The sequence below is a fragment of the Pseudomonas sp. GD03944 genome, from assembly GCF_029839275.1.
GTDB lineage: Bacteria > Pseudomonadota > Gammaproteobacteria > Pseudomonadales > Pseudomonadaceae > Aquipseudomonas.
The window spans coordinates 125,947-146,307 of the sequence record NZ_JAOCAH010000011.1; the positions used below are offsets into that span (position 1 = coordinate 125,947).

Sequence of the window (20,361 nt, forward strand, 5' to 3'; positions counted from 1 at the left end):
TGAATCACTTGATGCCGAGCCGCTTGGCCAGGCGATTGAGGTTGGCGCGGTCGACGCTCAGCTCGCGGGCGACTTCCGCCCACTTGCCCTGGTGGCGCGCCAGGGTCTGCTCGATCAGGCTGCGCTGGAAGCTGTCCATGGCGGTACGCAGGTCCTGCCCCACCGGGATTTCCGGCACGGCCGCCGCAGCGCTCTGGGCGGCAGCGACACTACCGGTGCCCGGCAGGTCCAGGGCCACCACGTCGATGCTGAGGATGCGCGGCCGCTCGGGCTGCTGGGCCAGGGCCTTGAGCGCGGCGCGGCCGATCAGGTGCTCCAGTTCGCGCACGTTGCCGGGCCAGTCGTAGCCCAGCAGCACCTTCTGCGCATCCGGGCTCAGGCGCAGGCTGCGCAGCCCCATGCGCGCACGGTTCTCTTCGAGGAAGTAACCGGCCAGCAGCACCACGTCGCGGCCGCGCTCGCGCAGCGGCGGCACCTGCAGCGGGTAGACGCTGAGGCGGTGGTAGAGGTCGGCGCGGAAACGCCCGGCCTTCACTTCATCGGCCAGGTCCCGGTTGGTCGCCGCGATCACCCGCACATCGACCCGGTGCTCGCGGTCCGAGCCGACCCGCTGCAACTGGCCGCTCTGCAGCACGCGCAACAGCTTGGCCTGCACCGCCAGGGGCAGCTCGCCCACTTCGTCGAGGAACAGGGTGCCGCCGTCGGCCAGTTCGAACTTGCCGCTGCGCTCGCCGACCGCGCCGGAGAACGCGCCGCGCACGTGGCCGAACAGCTCGCTTTCCACCAGGGTGTCGGGCAACGCCGCGCAGTTGATGCTGATCAGCGGCTTGCGCGCCCGGGCCGAGGCGCCATGGATGGCTTCCGCCACCAGTTCCTTGCCGACCCCGGTCTCGCCGGTGACCAGCACGGTGAGGTCACTGTCGCCTACCAGCTTGATTTCGTCCTGCAGGCGCTTGTGCACCGCGCTCTGGCCGATCATCTCGCGCGGGCGATGACGGGTCGCGGCTTCCTTGTAGACGGCGGTCAGCTGGCGCTCGTCTTCGACGCGACGCGCCAGGCCATTGATCCGCTCGCTGGCCTTGACGGTGGCCGCCGCCAGGCTGGCGAAGGCCTCCAGGGTGTTGAGGTCGACCTGGCCGAAACGCGCCGGGTCCAGGGCATCCAGGGTCAGCAGGCCCCAGAGCTGGTCGTCCAGGTACAGCGGGCAGCCCAGGCAATCGTGCACTTCCAGGTGGCCGCTGTGGCCTTCCACCAGGCCGTCATAGGGGTCCGGCAAGCCGCAATCGGCGGCGAAACGGGTCGGCCCGCGATTCTCCAGCAGGGCCTGCAGGCGGGGATGCTCGGCGGCCTTGAAGCGGCGGCCCAGGCTGTCGGCGCTGAGCCCTTCCACGGCCACCGGCACCAGCACCTCGTCGCTCAGTTTGAGCAGCGCCACGGCGTCGCACGGGAACAACTCGCGGGAGGCTGCCAGCAAGCGCCGGTAGCGCTCGGCGTCGCTCATGTCCTTGGACAGGTCGGCCACCAGGGGGATCAAGGCGTTCAACAAGGGGTTTGCGGTCATTGCGACTACCTAAAAGTCTTTATGACCCGATTTATTGAGTAGTCATAAAAACACATTTTTCATTAAGTGATTGATTTTAAACAATAAAAAAGATGGCACGAAAACTGGAATAACAAGCAGTGCTAACGCTAGCACGCCGCTGCTGGTACCACGAAATTTTTTCCAACGACATCCCTACACATTGCCTTGCAGGAACCCATCATGCTGACGAACCAACAACGTGCCCTCGTAAAAGCCACCGTCCCGCTGCTGGAAACCGGCGGCGAAGCCCTGACCCGTCACTTCTACGCCAAAATGCTCAAGGAGTACCCGCAGGTGCGCCCGCTGTTCAACCAGGCCCACCAGGCCAGCGGTGACCAGCAACGCGCCCTGGCCAACGGCGTGCTGATGTACGCCCGCCACATCGACCAGCTCGAAGCCCTCGGCCCGCTGGTGTCGAAAGTGGTGAACAAGCACGTTGCCCTGCAGATCCTGCCGGAGCACTACCCCATCGTCGGCACCTGCCTGCTGCAGGCCATCCGCGAAGTGCTGGGCGCCGAAATCGCCACCGACGAAGTGATCGACGCCTGGGCTGCCGCCTACGGTCAGTTGTCCGAGATCTTCATCAACGCCGAAGAGGAAACCTACGCCCGCAGCGCCCAGGCCGAAGGCGGCTGGCGTGGTGGCCGCCTGTTCAAGGTGACCGACAAGGTCGCCGAAAGCGCGGAAATCACCTCCTTCTACCTGGCGCCGGCAGACGGTGGCTCGGCCATCGACTTCGAACCCGGCCAGTACATCGGCCTGCGCCTGCTGCTGGAAACCGGCGAAGAGCGCCGCAACTACTCGCTGTCGGCCCCCGCCAACGGCCGCGAATACCGCATCAGCGTGAAGCGCGAGAACGGTGGCCGAGTGTCCAACCACCTGCACGACAACGTCCAGGTCGGCGACAGCCTGGAGCTGTTCCCGCCAGCCGGTGACTTCGTGCTGCGCCCGTCGAAGAAGCCCCTGGCGCTGATCACCGCCGGTGTCGGCATCACCCCGGCGCTGGCCATGCTGCAGAGCGCGCTGCCCAGCGGCCGCCCGATCCACTTCATCCACTGCGCCCGCAATGCCGAGGTGCATGCCTTCCGCGACTGGATCGAAGCGCAGACCGCGGCGCACCCGCAGGTCACCCACTACTTCTGCTACAACGAGGTGAAACCGGGTGACGGCGTGCATGCCGAGGGCTTCCTGACCCGCGACCTGCTGGCCCAGTGGCTGCCGCAAGACACCGACCTGGATGCCTACTTCCTCGGTCCGAAGCCGTTCATGGCCCAGGTGAAGAAGCACCTGCGCGATATCGGCGTCCCGGAAAAGCAGTCGCACTACGAGTTCTTCGGCCCGGCCAGCGCGCTGGACGCCTGACGAACCGTTCCCGCGGCGGCTGACCACGACCGGCCACCGCGGGACCGTACACATGAAAACGCCGCGCCCCTCGGTCGAGGGGCGCGGCGTTTTTGTATGCGGCGTGCGCTACCCGCTGGTGGATGAAAAAAGCGTCATCCACCCTACACGTAGCCTGGGTCGAGCGGAGCGACACCCGGGAAACCCACTAACACCCTGGCTCGGACAACCCGTAGGGTGGATGACGCTTCACCCATTTACCACGCCCCCGCAACCCACGGTGGATGAAAAGAGCGTCATCCACCCTACACGTAGCCTGGGTCGAGCGGAGCGACACCCGGGAAACCCACCAACACCCCGGTTCGGATGACCCCGTAGGGTGGATGACGCTTCACCCATCCACCACGCCCGGCAACGCGGTTGGCGCCGGGCAGCTTCGGCGGATCAGCGCTTGCGCAGGATCACGCTGCCGATGGAGTAGCCGGCGCCGAACGAGCTGAGCACACCCAGGGTGCCGCTCGGCAGGTCGTCCTGGTATTTGTGCAGGGCGATCACCGAACCGGCGGAGCTGGTGTTGGCGTAGGTGTCGAGGATCACCGGCGCCTCGTGCGGCTCGGCGTCACGGCCCAGCAGCTTGCGGGCGATCAGCAGGTTCATGTTGAGGTTGGCCTGGTGCAGCCAGAAGCGCTTCACGTCGGCGACGTCGAGGCCGTTTTCCTGCAGGTGCACACCGATCAGCTCGGCGACCATCGGGCACACGTCCTTGAACACCTTGCGGCCTTCCTGCACGAACAGCTTGTCGCGCGCGCCCTCGCCTTCCGGCGCGGCACGGTTGAGGAAACCGAAGTTGTTGCGGATGTTGTTGCTGAACTGGGTCAGCAGCTTGGTGCTGACCACGTCGAACTGGTACGGCGAGGTCGCCTGGTCGGCACGCTCGATGATCACCGCGGTGGCGGCGTCGCCGAAGATGAAGTGGCTATCGCGGTCACGGAAGTTCAGGTGGCCGGTGCAGATTTCCGGGTTGACCATCAGCACCGCGCGGGCCTGGCCCAGCTGCACGCTGTTAGCGGCAGCCTGGATGCCGAAGGTGGCCGAGGAGCAGGCCACGTTCATGTCGTAGCCGAAGCCCTGGATGCCCAGCGCCGCCTGCACTTCGATGGCCACGGCCGGGTAGGCGCGCTGCAGGTTGGAACAGGCGACGATCACCCCGTCGATGTCGGCAGCGGTCTTGCCGGCGCGCTCCAGGGCCTGCTTGGCAGCGCCCACGGCCATCTCGCAGAGGATGCCCCACTCCTCGTTGCTGCGCTCCGGGATGCTCGGCACCATGCGCTGCGGGTCGAGGATGCCGGCCTTGTCGATGACGAAGCGGCTCTTGATGCCCGAGGCCTTCTCGATGAAGGCGCTGTTGGATTCGGTCAGCGCTTCGATTTCGCCACGGGCGATGGCCTCGGCGTTGTCGGCGTTGAACTGCTGCACGTAGGTGTTGAATGACTCCACCAGCTCGTCGTTGGAAATGCTGTTGGCCGGGGTGTACAGGCCGGTACCGCTGATGACGACGTTATGCACGGTCATTCCTCTTGTTCTCGCCGCAGGTCGCGGCCAGGTTAGCCAGGCGGCCCCTGGCGGACGCCACGGGGCACGAATTCTGAGAGTCGACGGGGCCAGACGCCTGCCCCAGGTCATGGCGCAGAGTGTGCCACAGACCGGTGCTTTTCGTCCGCTGCTCGAACGCAGCGCTGACTGACGGCGGGTAAGAATACCGGCGTTTCGCGGCCGATCGCGGCCTGATAGCGTCCTGCCACAGTGTAGCCAGTCGCCAGCAGGGCGCTGACCCACACTAAAGGGTCATCGACTAAACCCGGCCGGGCCGTCTACATTGAGACCCTGCGCCCGCTTTCCAACAGGACCCCGAATGACTCTGTCGCTGCTCAGCCGTTACGCCTTCTTCGCCAGTTGCCTTCTACTCACCCTGCTCAGCCTGGCCTTCCTGCACCACGAATGGGTCTGGCCGCTGACCTTCATCGGCACCGTGCTGAGCCTGATCGGCATCAACGACCTGCTGCAGACCCGCCACGCCGTGCGGCGCAACTACCCGATCCTGGGCAACATCCGCTACCTGGTCGAAGGCATCCGCCCGGAAATCCGCCAGTACCTGCTGGAGGCCGACGGCGAACAGTTGCCGTTCTCCCGGGCACAGCGCTCGCTGGTCTACGCCCGGGCCAAGAACGAAGGTGCCGACAAGCCGTTCGGCACCCTGACCGACGTGTACCAGACCGGCTTCGAGTTCATCAGCCATTCCATGCGCCCGGCGCCGCTCAGCGACCCGTGCAGCTTCCGCGTCGAGATCGGCGGCCCGCAGTGCACGCAGCCCTATTCCGCGTCGCTGTTCAACATCTCGGCCATGAGCTTCGGCTCGCTCAGCGCCAACGCCATCCGCGCGCTCAACCACGGCGCCAAGCTGGGCAACTTCGCCCATGACACCGGCGAGGGCAGCATCAGCCCCTACCACCGCGAGCACGACGGCGACCTGATCTGGGAGCTGGGCAGCGGCTACTTCGGCTGCCGCACCAGCGACGGCCAGTTCGACCCCGAGCGCTTCGCCGCCCAGGCACAGACCGCCCAGGTGCGCATGATCGAGATCAAGCTCAGCCAGGGCGCCAAGCCCGGCCACGGCGGCATCCTGCCCAAGCACAAGATCACCGAAGAAATCGCCAGCACCCGGGGCGTGCCCATGGGCGAGGACTGCGTGTCGCCGTCACGCCACAGCGCCTTCTCCACGCCCATCGAGCTGCTGCAGTTCGTTGCCCAGCTGCGCCAGCTCTCCGGCGGCAAGCCGGTGGGCTTCAAGTTCTGCCTCGGCCACCCGTGGGAATTCATGGGCATCGCCAAGGCCATGCTGGAAACCGGCATCCTGCCGGACTTCATCGTCGTCGACGGCAAGGAAGGCGGCACCGGCGCCGCGCCCCTGGAATTCACCGACCACCTCGGCGTGCCAATGCGTGAAGGCCTGATGTTCGTGCACAACACCCTGGTCGGCCTGAACCTGCGCGACAAGATCAAGCTCGGCGCCAGCGGCAAGATCGTCAGCGCCTTCGACATCGCCCGGGTGCTGGCCATCGGCGCCGACTGGGCCAACTCGGCGCGCGGCTTCATGTTCGCCATCGGCTGCATCCAGAGCCAGAGCTGCCACACCAACAAATGCCCGACCGGCGTTGCCACCCAGGACCCGCTGCGCCAGCGCGCCCTGGTGGTCGAAGACAAGGCCCAGCGGGTCTACAACTTCCACCGCAACACCCTCAAGGCCCTGGCCGAAATGCTCGCCGCCGCCGGCCTCGACCACCCCTCGCAGATCGACGCCCGCCACCTGGTGCAACGCCTGTCGGCCACCGAGATCAAGCTGTTCTCCCAGCAGCACGTGTTCCTCAAGCCGGGCGAGCTGCTCAGCGGCAAGATCGAAGGCGAGTTCTACGAACGCATGTGGCACATGGCCCGGGCCGACAGCTTCGAAGCGGCGAATGTTTGAGGGGTAGAGGAAGGTTTTTGAGCAGTCCTGTTTTTTGTGGGAGGGGCTTTAGCCGCGATAAGGGTTGAGCCCTTTAAAAGCTCAGGGCTGAAGCCCCTCCTACAGGGGATGTGTGATGGCCTGGGCTTTTGGGTATCACCAAGGTCCGTGGGAGGGGCTTTAGCCGCGATAGGGGTTGAGCCCTTTTAAAAGCTCGGGGCTGAAGCCCCTCCTACAGGGATGTGTGGTGGCCTGGGCTTTTGGGTATCACCAAGGTTCGTGGGAGGGGCTTTAGCCGCGATTGGGGTTGAGCCCTTCTAAAAGCTCGGGGCTGAAGCCCCTCCCACAGGGATTTTTGGTGGCCTGGGCTTTTGGATATCACCCAGGATTCATGGGAGGGGCTTTAGCCGCGATGGGGGCTGAGCGCCTTCAAAAGCTCGGGGCTGAAGCCCCTCCTACAGGACATGTGGTGCCGGCCCTTACAGCGCCGGCAGGATGCTGCGGATGTGGTCGGCGAAGGCGGTGACCAGGGCCGAGGGGGAGTCCTTGTCGAAGCGCAGGGTGATGCCCACGCCCGGCAGTTCCGGCAGGCCAGCCGACGGCGGGAGGATCTGCAGGTCATCCGGCACGGCGGTCTGGGTCAGCACCGCGATGGCCTGGCCGGAGCGCACCAGGGCGGTGAGCCCGGCCAGGCTGCTGCTGGCGTAGGCAACCCGGTAGGCCCGGCCCTGTTCTTCCAAAGTGCGGCGGGCGGCCTGGTGGTCCAGGGTGTCGGGGTGCGACAGCGCCAGCGGCAGCAGGTCGAAATCCGCCACCGCCGTGCCCTGGCTGGCCACCCACACCAGTGGCTCGCGGCGGATCACGCCCTCCGTGCCCGGGTCGTCGGGCTGGGAAATCATCGCCAGGTCCACCGCGTGCGTATCCAGCTGTTCGAGCAGGCGCGGGCTGACCGTGCAGATCACCTCCACCAGCACCTGTGGATGCTGGCTGGCGAAGTCGCGCAGCAGCGACGGCAGGAACACCGCCGCGTAGTCATCCGGGCAGCCGAAGCGGATAGTCCCGGACAGGCCCTTGCCCGACAACTCGGCCATCGCTTCGTCGTGGCTGCGCAGGATGCGCTGGGCATGGGGCAGCAGCCGCTCGCCCTGGGCGGTGAGCTGCACGCCACGGCCGGTGCGCAGCAGCAGCGGCTGATTGAGGGTATCCTCCAGGCGCTTCATCTGCATGCTCAACGCCGACTGGGTGCGCCCCACCCGGCTCGCGGCGCGGCTGAGGCTGCCGCTCTCGGCGATCACGGTGAAGGAGCGCAACAGATCGATGTCCAGTGACCCGCTCACGCTATAAGCCTCCCTGATACCTTCCATAAGAACTATTCGATTCAATAAAGCCAGAGCCCTGCCTAGACTGCAAGCTCAACTCCCCAGCACGCAGGATGGCCGCCATGTCCAGGAACGATGACCCCACCTTCTGGCATAATGCCCGCGAACACCTGATTCGCTACGGCGGCACCTTCGAGCCGATGATCATCGAGCGCGCCCAGGGCAGCTTCGTCTACGACGCCGAGAGCCGGCCAATCCTCGATTTCACCTCGGGCCAGATGAGCGCCCTGCTCGGCCATGGCCACCCCGACATCAGTGAGGTGGTCAGCGAACACATCCGCAAGCTCGACCACCTGTTCAGCGGCATGCTCTCGCGGCCGGTGGTGGACCTGGCGCGCAAGCTGGCAGAGGTCACGCCCGACGGCCTGGACCGCACCCTGCTGCTGAGCACCGGTGCCGAATCCAACGAAGCGGCGATCCGCATGGCCAAGCTGGTCACCGGCAAGTTCGAGATCGTCGGCTTCGCCCAGTCCTGGCACGGCATGACCGGCTACGCGGCGTCCGCCACCTACAGCGCCGGGCGCAAGGGCTACGGGCCGGCAGCAGTGGGCTCGTTCGCCATCCCGGCGCCGTTCCCCTACCGCCCGCGTTTCGAGCGCGGCGGCGAATTCGACTGGCAAGCCGAACTGGATTACGCCTTCGACCTGATCGACCGGCAGTCCAGCGGCAACCTGGCGGCCTTCATCGCCGAGCCGATCCTCAGCTCCGGCGGCATCATCGAGCTGCCGGCCGGCTACATGCGCGCCCTCAAGACCAAGTGCGAGGAGCGCGGCATGCTGCTGATCCTCGACGAAGCGCAGACCGGCATCGGCCGCACCGGCATGATGTTCGCCTGCCAGCGCGACGGCGTGACACCGGACATCCTGACCCTGTCGAAGACCCTCGGCGCCGGCCTGCCCCTGGCGGCGGTGGTGACCTCCAGGGCCATCGAAGAAGAAGCCCACGAACGCGGCTTCCTGTTCTACACCACCCACGTCTCCGACCCGCTGCCGGCGGCGGTGGGCCTCAAGGTGCTGGAAGTGGTGGAACGCGACAACCTGGTCGAGCGCGCCAACGTGGCCGGCGCGCGCCTGCGCAACGGCCTGCTGGCCCTGCAGGAGCGCTTCGACTGCATCGGCGACGTGCGCGGCCGCGGCCTGCTGCTGGGCATGGAGATCGTCAAGGACCGCGCCACCAAGGAACCGGCCGCCGAACTCGGCAGCGCCATCACCCGCGAATGCATGCGCTTGGGCCTGAGCATGAACATCGTGTCGCTGCCCGGCATGGGCGGCGTGTTCCGCATCGCCCCGCCGCTGACCGTGCGCGACGAAGAAATCGACCTGGGCCTGGCCCTGCTCGGCAACGCCATCGGCAACTGCCTGGGCAAACGCGGCTGACACAGCGCAGTGGTGGAGGGCGCTTCCTCCACCCACCATTCCCTTGTTACCCCATGGCGGATGAAAAGAGCGTCATCCACCCTACGTAACCCGGGTCGAACGCAGCACACCTCAAGCACGCTACCGCCCTTGTAGGGTGGATGACGCTTCACCCATCCACCACTCCACCCACAGTGAGCGTCATCCCCCGCGTAGCCTGGGTCGAGCGCAGCGACACCCGGGATGAATCCCTCATCCTCCGGCCTGTATCGTCGGCGCCGAACGCGGCGTCTACGCCCCGCGCCCGTCTGACGGGCTGGCGAATTCGACGGTATTGCTGCACCCTGTCGTCGCAAGCCCCGCCCTTGAGCCACAACCGCCTGATCGTCAAACGCCTGGTGCATCCTCCAGCGCGTTTGCGTTACCCATTCCGAGATCCGCATGACCGAACACGCTTCCCCGCCACGCCTGTCACCCCGCGCCATCGTCCTGATCGAACTGGCCCTCGCCCTGGGCGGCTTCGCCATCGGCACCGGTGAATTCGCGATCATGGGCCTGATGCCCAACGTCGCCCAGGACCTGGGCATCAGCGAACCGCAGGTGGGCAACGTGATCAGCACCTACGCCCTGGGCGTGGTGGTGGGGGCGCCGATCCTGGCAATCCTCGGCTCGCGCATGCTGCGCCGGCACCTGCTGCTGTTGCTGATGGCGGTGTTCGCCCTGGGCAACTTCGCCAGCGCCTTCGCCCCGGATTACCACACGCTGATGGCCTTCCGCTTCTTCGCCGGCCTGCCCCATGGCGCTTACTTCGGCATGGCGATGCTGGTGGCCGCCTCCATGGCGCCACCGCACAAGCGGGCCAAGGCGGTGAGCCGGGTGCTGATGGGCCTGACCGTGGCCATCCTGATCGGCAACCCGGTCGCCACCTGGCTCGGCCAATGGCTGAGCTGGCGCTACGCGTTCGGCCTGGTGGGGGTGATCGCCCTGCTGACCGTGGCCATGGTCGGGCTGTTCCTGCCGCTGGACCGCCAGCAACCGCGCAGCAACCCGATGCGCGAACTGCGCGCCTTCAACCGGGCGCCGGTGTGGCTGGCCCTGGCCATCAGCTCGGTGGGTTTCGCCGGGATGTTCTGCGTGTTCAGCTACATGGCCCCAACCCTGCTGGAAGTGACCCAGGTCGGGGAAAACTGGATTCCACTGGCCCTCGGGGTGTTCGGTCTGGGTGGCATTCTCGGCAACATGTTCGGCGGCTGGCTGTTCGACCGGCTGCGCTTCAAGGCGGTGGCCTGGCTGCTGATGTGGAGCGCCCTGGTGCTGCTGATCTTCCCGTTCGCCGCGCATTCGATCTGGACGGTGCTGCCGGCGGTGTTCGCCGTGGGCACCATGGTCTCGCTGTCGCCGGCCCTGCAGACGCACCTGATGGACGTCGCCCACGACGCCCAGACCCTGGCGGCGGCCTCCAACCATGCCGCGTTCAACATCGCCAATGCCCTGGGCCCGTGGCTCGGCGGCCTGGCGATCACCGCCGGCTTCGGCTGGACCTCCACCGGCTACATCGGTGCCGCCACCGCCCTGGCCGGGCTGGCGGTGTTCTGCTGGGCCTGGAAGATGCAGGACAGCCTGCCGCCCAGCGATCACCCGACCACCCCGCGCATGCCCAGCCACTGACCGAACCGGCCTCGCCTGGCGAGGCCAGCCGTCCTACCTAAGGCGCAGGGCTGACCAGTTCGCTCTGCCCATCCGACAACAGCCAGGCCACCAGCACGGCGCGCTGGGTGCTGCTGGCATTGCGCGCCACCCGGTGCAGGTCGCCCGACGCTTCGTACCAGGCATCGCCGGCCTTGAAGCGCTGCACCGGGCCCTGGCCCATGGCCGATTCCACCTCACCTTCGACCACCACCACGAACGCCGGCCCCGGGTGCGTATGGGGCGTGGACGTCGCCCCCGGCGCGAACTCGACCCGCAGCGCCACGGCATGGGGCGGAACGCCCTCGGGCAGCGTCACCTTGACCAGCGGCGTGACAGTTTCGTCCCCCGCCCCGCCACCATGGGCCAAGGCTGCGCCACTGGCCAACAACAGAGCGCCAATGACCATCCAACGCGTGATGAGATTCATGGTGGTCACTCCGGCTGACGGGCGAAACCGACACCGAAGCGGTTCCACGCGTTGATGGTGGCGATGGCGAAGGTCAGTTCGGCCAGTTCGCGTTCGCTGAAGTGTTCTGCCACCTGCTGGTAGATCGCGTCCGGCGCATGGCGCTCGGGCAGCAGGGTCAGGGTTTCCGTCCACAGCAAGGCGGCACGCTCGCGGGGGCTGAAGAACGGCGTGTCCTCCCAGGTGGACAGCGCGAGCAGGCGGCGCGGGGTTTCGCCGGCCTTGATGGCATCGGCGCTGTGCAGGTCGATGCAGTAGGCGCAGCCATTGAGCTGCGAGGCGCGGATCTTCACCAGCTCGCGCAGCGACTGTTCGAGCAGGGTTTCACCCAGGGCCTTTTCCAGGCCCAGCATGGCCTTGAACACATGGGGCGCCACCTCGGCGTATGGGACTCGTGGTGCAGTCATGGAGGTTCTCCGGTCGGCCGCCGTGGCGACATGCCAAGGCGATGAGGTGACTTTATTACCGGGCAATACGCAGATAAATTAGCCAAACCAGCAAACATTGAGCGAGAAACCGCACAATCATGGCCTTCGACCGAATCGATGCGATGCGCGCCTTCTGCCGCATCGTCGAACTGGGCAGCTTCACCCGCGCCGCCACGGCCCTGGGCATGCCCAAGACCACCGTGTCCGGCCAGCTCCAGGCCTTGGAGACGCAACTGGGCATCAAGCTGCTGCACCGCACCACCCGCCGCGTCTCACCCACCACCGACGGTGCGGCCTACTACGAGCGGGCCCGGGCGCTGCTCGAAGACATCGACGAGCTGGAGGCGAGCATGTCCAACCGCGGCGCCGCGCCCCAGGGCCGGGTGCGGGTGGAAATGCCGTCGCCGGTGGGACGTTTCCTGGTGATTCCCGCCCTGCCCCGCTTCGTCAGCCAGTACCCGGCGATCCACCTGGACATCGGCTGCAGCGAACGGGTGGTCGACCTGGTGCAGGAAGGCATTGATTGCGCGATTCGCGGCGGCCCGGTCAGTGACCCCAACCTGGTGTGCCGGCCCATCGGGCAGATGCGCTTCAGCCTCTGCGCCTCGCCCCAGTACCTGGCCACGGCCCCGGCACTGCACACCCCGGCCGACCTGGAACAGCACCGCCACCTGGCCTTCGTCTTCCCGGCCAGCGGCCGGCAGAACAGCGTGGTGCTGCACCACGGCGAGCACACGCACCGCATCACCCAGGCCCCGCTGATGCGCTTCAACAATGGCGGCGCCTACATCGCCGCGGTCGAGGCCGGGCTCGGCCTGGCCTGCGTGCCCACCGCGGAAGCCATGCCGCAGCTGCAAAGCGGCCAACTGGTCACCGTGCTGCCGGAGTGGGTGCCCACCAGCATGCCCATGAGCCTGGTCTACCCCTACTCACGCCACCTCTCGGCCCGGGTCCGCGTGTTCGCCGACTGGGCCATGGCCCTGATGGCCAACGACCCGCTGTGGACGCTGGGTTGAGCGGATCGGGACAGTGCAAAGAGCCGATGAATGAAAAAAGCATCATCCACCCTACGTGCTGATCGTTCCCATGCTCTGCGTGGGCATGCATCCCGGACGCTCTGCGTCCAGGCCGCAGCAAGCAAAGCTCGCGGACAAGTCCGCTCCTACAGGGGGATCGGCGCGTCACGGGAGAACGGTGGGCAGAATGTAGGGTGGATGTCGCTTCACCCATCCACCAGGCCCGGCAGGGCAAAGAGCCGGTAGAAAAAAGCGTCTCCACCCTACGTTTGATCGTTCCCATGCTCCGCGTGGGAATGCATCCCCGGACGCTCCGCGTCCAGGCCGCAGCAAGCAAAGCTCGCGGACAAGTCCGCTCCTACAGGGGGGATCGACGCGCCACGGGAGAACGGTGGGCAGAATGTAGGGTGGATGTCGCTTCACCCATCCACCATGCCCGGCAGGGCAAAAGCCGGTGGATGAAAAAAGCGTCATCCACCCTACATGCTGATCGTTCCCATGCTCTGCGTGGGAATGCATCCCCGGACGCGCCGCGTCCAGGTCGCAGACAGTAAAGCTCGCGGACAAGTCCGCTCCTACAGGGGGATCGGCGCGTCACGGGAGACTGGTGGTGCGGAATGCAAAAAGCCGCTGCAGGCAGGGCCCGCAGCGGCTTTGGGTGCAGCGTGAAGCGACTTAGAAGTCGACGGTGCCGGACAGTTTGACCAGGCGCGGTTCGCCTTGGGTCAGGTAACCGGCGTGAGCAGAGGCCCAGTACTCTTCGTTGGTCACGTTCTCCACGTTGGCCCGCAAGGTGATGTACTTGTCATCCATCTTGAAGCCGTAGCGGGCACCGAGGTCGAAGCGGTTCCAGGTCGGCAGGCTCAGGTTGTTCGCCGCATCGGCGTACTGGCCACCGGTGCGCAGCATGCGCGCGTTCAGCGCCACACCTTCGAGGCCCGGCACGTCCCAATCGACGCTGGCGTTGAACTGGAAGCGCGGTACACCGATGGCATCATTGCCGTCGTTGGCGCCGTTCTGGGTGCTCTTCAGCTCGGTGTCCATCACCGTCAGACCGCTGATCAGACGCAGGCCATCCAGCGGCTCGCCGAAGATGTTCAGTTCTACACCACGGTTGACCTGCTCGCCTTCACGAACGTAGGTGAAGGTCGCCGCATCTGTATAGCCATCGGCCGGTTGTTCGATGCGGTAAACGCCCAGGCTACCGCCATAGGTGCCCATATCGACCTTCACGCCTGCCTCGATCTGCTTGGAACGTGCAGGCGCGAACGACTGGTTGGCATTGGTCAGCGGCGTGCCACCAAAGTCAGCCGGCGCATTCGGCCCCTGAGCCAAACCTTCGATACGGTTGGCGTAGAAGGACACATGCTCCCAAGGCTTGAACACAACACCGTAGACCGGTGTCGTGATCATCTTGTCGTACTTCGACTCGCGCGCGCCGTCGTAGTTTGACGACGAGCCACCATCGTAGGCGTAGTTCTGCACCAACAGCGACTGGCGACGAAGGCCTACGGTCACCAGCAGCCGGTCATCCATGAAACCCAGCGTGTCGGAAATCGCCAGGCTCTGGTTGGTGGTCTTGTCGGTCACACCCGGATCATGGATATCGCCACCGACGAAGCCCGGAAAGGTCGGGTACGGTGGTGTCACGGGGTGGTAGAGATCACCAGGAACAGTCGATGCAAAGTCGAAGGCGTTGCGTTTCTGGGCCCAGATGCTGCTGACACCGAAACTGACCTTATGGCTGATTGCGCCGGTCTGCAGTGCACCGTTGAGCCCTGCCATGACCGTAGTACTGTCTTCGTCGTGAGGAATGAACGAGCCACCCACGGTGGTGCCACCCTGATTGTCGACCAGCGTTACGCCGGAGTAACGACCGACCTCACGGGTGTGCTTGACGCCACCAGCCAGGTAGGCAGTCCAGGCGTCGTTCAGGTCGTACTCACCACGGACCATGCCGAAGGTGTCTTCGAGCTGGGTGTAGGACCACTTGGCCGCGTAGTTGGTGTCGGCGGACGGCGCGTCGGGAATATGCGTCACGCTGGCAAGATTCAATTGCACCGAGTTGCGACCACCATTCACGCGCTGCTTCTGGTAGCCGAAGTCACCGGACAGGCGGAAGTTGTCGCCGCGGTAATCCAGGCCGGCCACGAACAGCTTGGTGCGCTGGTTTTCGTCGTCGACAGCGGTGTCGCCTTCGCGCTGGGACAGGTTGAGTCGCACACCAAAGCGGTTCTCGTCGCCGAAGCGCTGGCCCACGTCCAGATGCTGGCCGATACGACCATCGTCGCTGATGTCGGCGGTGAAGCTGCGGGTCGGGGTGTCCTGGGCGCGCTTGGGCTGCAGGTTGACCCCACCACCGATACCGGAGCCGGTCGGCGTCACGCCGTTGATAAAGGCGTTGGGGCCCTTGAACACTTCGACGCGCTCCAGCGCATCGGTGGAGATGATCTGGCGCGGCAGCACGCCGTAAAGACCGTTGTAGGAAATGTCATCGCCTTCCAGCTTGTAGCCACGGATGACGAACGCCTGCGCCTGGTTGGCGAAGCCAGCGTACTGCCGCACCGACGAATCATTGAGCAGCACATCGCCGACGCTTTCGGCCTGCTGGTCGCGGATCAGTTGCTCGGTGTAGCTGGTGACGTTGAACGGTACGTCCATGATGTCCTGGTTGCCCAGCACACCGAGTTGGCCGCCGCGTGCCACCTGGCCGCCGGCGTAGGCCGGTGGCAGGGCGTTGCGGTCGACCGCGGTGGCGTCCACGGTGACGTTGTCCAGTACGATCGATCCGGCTTCCTGCCCATTAACGGTTTCGCCAACCTGATCCTCGGTGGCGGCCAATGTGGAGAAACTCGCCGCGCAGCACAGCGCGAGCAAGGTGAAGCGGAACGGAGCGCGAGACAATGCGGCAACCATGACGTTTCCTGACGTGGGAAGTATTCGGGGGGATGAAATCCAGCGGATGGCAGGACAGTGCGGATGGAAATAAATTCCAGCAAGCAATGATAATACTTCTTAATTTGACTTTACTTTTTGTAACAGTGCAAGCGCATTCGGTCCGTGTTGTGCACCTGTCCTGATGGCGCCACCCCTGCAACCTCCCATCTGCCTGTCGTTGCAAAGCCGGCGCTGCGCTGATATCTGTATATAAAACCAGTGCCGGCACGTTCATGCAGTTTCAGCTCGATCCCCGTTTCTATTACCTGGCGAACTTCCACAAGGCGCTGGCCTGGCTGCGCGAGCGCTATGACGACGTGCTGATCGAGGCCGAGCTCGCGTTCGTCGAGCGTTTCGCCGAGTTGCCGCTGGAAGCCCAGGCCCTGCTGGTGCGGATGATCATGCGCAAGGGCCCGCATTTTCGCGCAAGCAAGCTCGACTACGCCGAGATTGGCTGCCCGCGCCAGGCAGCACTGCCGCTGCTGGCGGCCGGCTGGATCCGCCAGGACGCCGAGCTGCCCCTGGAGGCGTTGTTCAGCCTGCTGCGCAAGGACGAGCTGCTCGCCCAGCTCGCCGACCCCAGTTTCAAGACGCTGAAGAAAGACCAGTTGTTCGAGCACCTCGCCGAGCAGCATGAGGACCTGCTGCAGCCGTTCGCCGACTGGTGCCCGACCCTGGACGAGCAGGTGTTCAGCCTGACCATCGGCGAGCTGTGCGAACGCCTGCGCCTGATGTTCTTTGGCAACCTGCACCAGGACTGGAGCGAGTTCGTGCTCGCCGACCTGGGCATCTTCCGCTATGAGAGCGTGGCACTGGACGCCAGCTCCCGGGGCTTTCGCAACCGCGACGACGTCGACGCCTACCTGTTCCTGCGCCGCTGCCAGGAGTATTTCGAAGCCGGCGGCGCGGTCGAGGAGGTGCTCGAGCTGATCGACCAGACGCCACTGGACAGCCCGCTGATCGCCCGGCGCCACGCCAAGTTGCGCTTTCGCATCGGCCAGTACCTGGAACGCGAGGGTGCATTCGACGCCGCCCTGCTCTGCTACGCCGACAACCCCTACCCCGGCGCCCGGCAACGGCAGATCCGCGTGCTGGAACGTTGCGCGCAGTTCGCCGAGGCCTACGCACTGGCGCAGCTCGCCGCCAGCGCTCCACGGGACGACGCCGAAGCACAGTTGGTGGAGCGCGCCCTGGTACGCCTCGGCCGTCACCTGGGCCATGCCAGGGCGGCCAAACCTAAGGCCGCCCCGCCCAGCCGCCTGGACCTCAGCCTGGCGCGCGCCGACGATGCCCTGCGGGTGGAATTCGCCGTTCTCGCCCACCTGCACCAGGACCACAGCCCGGTGCATTACGTGGAAAACAGACTGATCTGCAGCCTGTTCGGCCTGCTGTGCTGGGAGGCGATCTTCGCGCCGCTGCCGGGTGCCTTCTTCCACCCCTTCCACAGCGGCCCGGTGGACCTGCTGGAGCATGACTTCCTGGCCCGCCGCGCCGAGCGTTTCGAGGCCTGCCTGGCGCACCTGCACACCGGCAGCTACCAGGACGTGATCCGCCAGACCTACGCCGACAAGTACGGCATCCAGTCGCCTTTCGTGTTCTGGGGAGCATTGGACGAAACGCTGCTGCAGCAGGCCCTGGATTGCCTGCCCGCCGCGCACCTGCACGCCTGGTTCACCCGCCTGCTGCGCGACATCAAGGCCAACCGCGCCGGCATGCCCGACCTGATCCAGTTCTGGCCCGCCGAGCGCCGCTACCGGATGATCGAGGTCAAGGGCCCCGGCGATCGCCTGCAGGACAACCAGCGGCGCTGGCTGGCGTTCTGCGCCGAGCACGGCATGCCGGTGGACGTGTGCTACGTGCAGTGGGCCGAGGCATGAACTATCAGGTTGCAGTGCGCGCGCTGTGCGAGTTCACCGCCAAGGTCGGCGACCTCGACCTGCGCTTCACGCCCTCGCCCACCGCCCAGGAAGGCATGGCAGGCCACGCCATCGTGGTCGGCCGGCGCGGCCCCGACTACCACGCCGAAGTGCCGCTGGCCGGCAACTACCAGGGCCTGCTGGTGCGCGGCCGGGCCGATGGCTACGACCCCGAGGCCAATCGCCTGGAGGAGATCAAGACCCACCGCGGCGACATCGCGCGCATCCCGGAGAACCACCGCCAGCTGCACTGGGCCCAGGCCAAGGTCTACGGCTGGCTGCTGTGCCAGGAACGCGGCCTGCGCGAGATCAACCTGGCGGTGGTCTACTTCAACGTGCTCAGCCAGCACGAAACCGCCTTCCACGAGACCTTCGCCGCCGACGAGCTGCGCCTGTTCTTCGAGCTGCAGTGCAGCCGTTTCATCGCCTGGGCGGAGCACGAGCGCGCACACCAGGAAGCGCGCGACGAGGCCCTGGAGCGCCTGCGTTTTCCCCATGCCACCTTCCGCAGCGGGCAGCGCCAACTGGCCGAATCGGTGTACCGCGCCGCCCGCGATGGCCACTGCCTGATGGCCCAGGCCACCACCGGCATCGGCAAGACCCTCGGCACGCTGTTCCCGCAGCTCAAGGCCTTCCCCCAGCAGAAGCTCGACCGCCTGTTCTTCCTCACTGCCAAGACCCCGGGCCGGCGCCTGGCGCTGGACGCCCTGGCCACCCTGCGTCACCAGGAGGCCGGCATGCCGCTGCGCGTGCTGGAGTACGTGGCCCGGGACAAGGCCTGCGAACACCCCGACAAGGCCTGTCACGGCGACGCCTGCCCGTTGGCCAAGGGCTTCTACGACCGCCTGCCGGATGCGCGCAAGGCCGCCCTGGAGCATCAGTGGCTGGACCAGCACGGCGTGCGCCAGGTAGCCCTGGAGCATGGCATCTGCCCGTACTACCTGAGCCAGGAACTGTGCCGCTGGGCCGACGTGGTGGTGTGCGACTACAACTACTACTTCGACATGGGCGGCCTGCTCTACGGCCTCACCCTGCTCAACGAATGGCGCGTGGCGCTGCTGGTGGACGAAGCGCACAACCTGATCGAACGGGCGCGCAGCATGTACACCGCCGAGCTCGACCAGACGCGTTTCAAGGCGCTGCGGCGCATCGCCCCGTCCATGCTCAAAGGCCCGCTGGAGCGGGTCGAGCGCCATTGGGAGCTGCTGCACAAGGACCAGCTGGACGAGTACCAGGTGTACCCGCTGGCCCCGGAGCTGTTCATCATGGCGCTGCAGAAAGCCGTCAGCTCCCTGACCGACCACCTCACCGAACAGCCCACGGGCAACGACGCCGAGCTGCTGCGTTTCTACCTCGACGCCATGCTCTTCTGCCGCCTGGGCGAAGCCTTCGACAGCCACTCGCTGTTCGACATCAGCCGCACACCGACCCTGACCGGCGATACCACTTCGACCCTATGCATCCGCAACATCGTGCCGGCGCCGTTCCTGCAACCGCGCTTCGATGCCGCCCACACCTGCACGCTGTTTTCCGCCACGCTGAGCCCGGCCAACTACTACGCCGACCTGCTCGGCCTGCCGGACGAAACGCCGTGGATCGACGTGGAGTCGCCCTTCGCCGCCTCGCAGTTGCAGGTGCATGCGGTGAGCAACCTGTCCACGCGCTTCGTGCACCGCGACCACTCGCTGATCCCCATCGCCGCGCTGATGGCGCGCCAGTTCGCCGAGCGGCCGGGCAACTACCTGGCGTTCTTCAGCAGCTACACCTACTTGCGCCAGGTGCTGGATGCGTTCTGCGAGGCCTACCCGGGCATCCCGGTGTGGGAGCAGTCGCGGCAAATGGACGAAGCCCAGCGCCAGGGCTTTCTCGACCGGTTCAGCAGCGGCGGCCAGGGCATCGGCTTCGCGGTATTGGGCGGGGCGTTCGGCGAGGGCATCGACCTGCCCGGCGACCGCCTGATCGGCGCGTTCATCGCCACCCTCGGCCTGCCGCAGATCAACCCGATCAACGAAGAGATCAAACTGCGCATGCAGGCCATGTTCGGCAGCGAGGTCGGCTACGACTACACCTACCTGTTTCCGGGTATGCAGAAGGTGGTGCAGGCGGCAGGTCGGGTGATCCGCACCCAGCAGGACGAAGGGGTGGTGTACCTGATCGACGACCGCTTCAACCAGCCGGCCATCCGCCGGCTGCTGCCGACCTGGTGGGAGGTGGGGCGCCATCGCCTGCCGTTGCTGTATCCGCGACCGGCTCCGGCGCCCCTGTTGTAGTCAGGGCGTTTCCAGCGTTTCCGGGAGGATATTGAAGCCGCCCTTGTTCTGGCTGACGATGCGGAAGTCGTAGCGCTGGCCGGGCTCGACGCGCACCAACTTCTCGCGGTTCAGGCGGCCCATGCCACACAGGGTGTCATCCGCCTTGTCGATGCCGATGCCGATGATGCGGTTGCCCGGAGGCACCTGGAAGCTGGCCTTCTCGCCCATGCCGATGCGCGCGGCCACTTTGCGATCGACCAGCAGCGCCACGTAGCAGCCACCGCCCATCAGGCCCAGGTCGCGGTTGACCACCAGTTCCCCGCCATTGTTGACCGGCTCCTGGTAACCCAGCAGGCGGTCGGCAGGCACATCGGTCACCTTGTCGGGATCGGCCTTGAACGAAGAACAACCGGCGAGCAACAGCAGAGGCAGAACGGCACAGATCAAGCGCATGGGCACCCTCCATGGGCGGTAATACGGAATCCGGCGGACCGGGTG

14 protein-coding genes are annotated in these 20,361 nt (G+C 66.0%); 7 read left to right on the top strand and 7 right to left on the bottom strand.

The genetic code is table 11. The annotated features are described in order from the left end of the window. Positions 1–4: 4 nt before the first annotated feature. A complete protein-coding gene (gene norR / locus N5C28_RS17505) occupies positions 5–1,561 on the bottom strand; it encodes a nitric oxide reductase transcriptional regulator NorR (protein ID WP_279824339.1) in 1,557 nt (518 codons plus the stop codon). A gap of 201 nt (positions 1,562–1,762) precedes the next feature. On the opposite strand from norR, the gene hmpA reads away from it, so the two are divergent. After that, positions 1,763–2,944, top strand: coding sequence for an NO-inducible flavohemoprotein (gene hmpA, locus N5C28_RS17510; protein WP_279824340.1), 1,182 nt, complete (start codon positions 1,763–1,765; stop codon positions 2,942–2,944). Positions 2,945–3,367: 423 nt separating this feature from the next. On the opposite strand, the gene N5C28_RS17515 is transcribed toward hmpA, so the two are convergent. Next, on the bottom strand, positions 3,368–4,489 hold the full coding sequence (locus tag N5C28_RS17515; protein ID WP_279824341.1) for a beta-ketoacyl-ACP synthase III: 1,122 nt from the start codon (positions 4,487–4,489) through the stop codon (positions 3,368–3,370). Between the two features lie 346 nt (positions 4,490–4,835). Here N5C28_RS17515 and N5C28_RS17520 point away from each other — a divergent pair, with 346 nt between their 5' ends. After that, positions 4,836–6,446 carry an FMN-binding glutamate synthase family protein gene (locus N5C28_RS17520; protein WP_279824342.1) on the top strand — a complete coding sequence of 537 codons (1,611 nt, stop codon included), beginning with the start codon at positions 4,836–4,838 and terminating at the stop codon, positions 6,444–6,446. Positions 6,447–6,904: 458 nt separating this feature from the next. Here N5C28_RS17520 and N5C28_RS17525 read toward each other — a convergent pair whose 3' ends face one another. Beyond that, positions 6,905–7,762 (bottom strand): LysR family transcriptional regulator, encoded by an 858-nt coding sequence (locus tag N5C28_RS17525; RefSeq protein ID WP_279824343.1) that lies wholly within the window; start codon positions 7,760–7,762, stop codon positions 6,905–6,907. Between the two features lie 104 nt (positions 7,763–7,866). On the opposite strand from N5C28_RS17525, the gene N5C28_RS17530 reads away from it, so the two are divergent. Both N5C28_RS17530 and N5C28_RS17535 read left to right on the top strand, forming a co-directional pair. Beyond that, entirely contained in the window at positions 7,867–9,180 is a 1,314-nt protein-coding gene (locus N5C28_RS17530; RefSeq protein ID WP_279824344.1) for an aspartate aminotransferase family protein, read from the top strand. A 420-nt stretch (positions 9,181–9,600) separates the two neighbouring features. Next, positions 9,601–10,827, top strand: coding sequence for an MFS transporter (locus N5C28_RS17535; RefSeq protein ID WP_279824345.1), 1,227 nt, complete (start codon positions 9,601–9,603; stop codon positions 10,825–10,827). A gap of 37 nt (positions 10,828–10,864) precedes the next feature. Here the strand turns inward: N5C28_RS17535 and N5C28_RS17540 are convergent, their stop codons facing one another. Together N5C28_RS17540 and N5C28_RS17545 are read right to left on the bottom strand one after the other, a co-directional pair. Then, entirely contained in the window at positions 10,865–11,275 is a 411-nt protein-coding gene (locus N5C28_RS17540) for a cupin domain-containing protein (protein ID WP_279824346.1), read from the bottom strand. 5 nt (positions 11,276–11,280) lie between these two features. Continuing rightward, on the bottom strand, positions 11,281–11,721 hold the full coding sequence (locus N5C28_RS17545) for a carboxymuconolactone decarboxylase family protein (RefSeq protein WP_279824347.1): 441 nt from the start codon (positions 11,719–11,721) through the stop codon (positions 11,281–11,283). A gap of 119 nt (positions 11,722–11,840) precedes the next feature. Here N5C28_RS17545 and N5C28_RS17550 point away from each other — a divergent pair, with 119 nt between their 5' ends. Next, positions 11,841–12,758 (top strand): LysR family transcriptional regulator, encoded by a 918-nt coding sequence (locus N5C28_RS17550; RefSeq protein ID WP_279824348.1) that lies wholly within the window; start codon positions 11,841–11,843, stop codon positions 12,756–12,758. Positions 12,759–13,433: 675 nt separating this feature from the next. On the opposite strand, the gene N5C28_RS17555 is transcribed toward N5C28_RS17550, so the two are convergent. Continuing rightward, complete coding sequence (locus N5C28_RS17555) at positions 13,434–15,674, bottom strand: TonB-dependent siderophore receptor (protein WP_279824350.1); 2,241 nt, start codon at positions 15,672–15,674, stop codon at positions 13,434–13,436. 254 nt (positions 15,675–15,928) lie between these two features. On the opposite strand from N5C28_RS17555, the gene N5C28_RS17560 reads away from it, so the two are divergent. Next, positions 15,929–17,572 (top strand): VRR-NUC domain-containing protein, encoded by a 1,644-nt coding sequence (locus N5C28_RS17560; RefSeq protein ID WP_279824351.1) that lies wholly within the window; start codon positions 15,929–15,931, stop codon positions 17,570–17,572. Then, on the top strand, positions 17,569–19,881 hold the full coding sequence (locus N5C28_RS17565; protein ID WP_279824352.1) for an ATP-dependent DNA helicase: 2,313 nt from the start codon (positions 17,569–17,571) through the stop codon (positions 19,879–19,881). The genes N5C28_RS17560 and N5C28_RS17565 overlap by 4 nt, the downstream gene beginning before the upstream one ends. On the opposite strand, the gene N5C28_RS17570 is transcribed toward N5C28_RS17565, so the two are convergent. Continuing rightward, positions 19,882–20,316 (bottom strand): 3-isopropylmalate dehydratase, encoded by a 435-nt coding sequence (locus N5C28_RS17570; RefSeq protein WP_279824353.1) that lies wholly within the window; start codon positions 20,314–20,316, stop codon positions 19,882–19,884. Positions 20,317–20,361 lie beyond the last annotated feature (45 nt).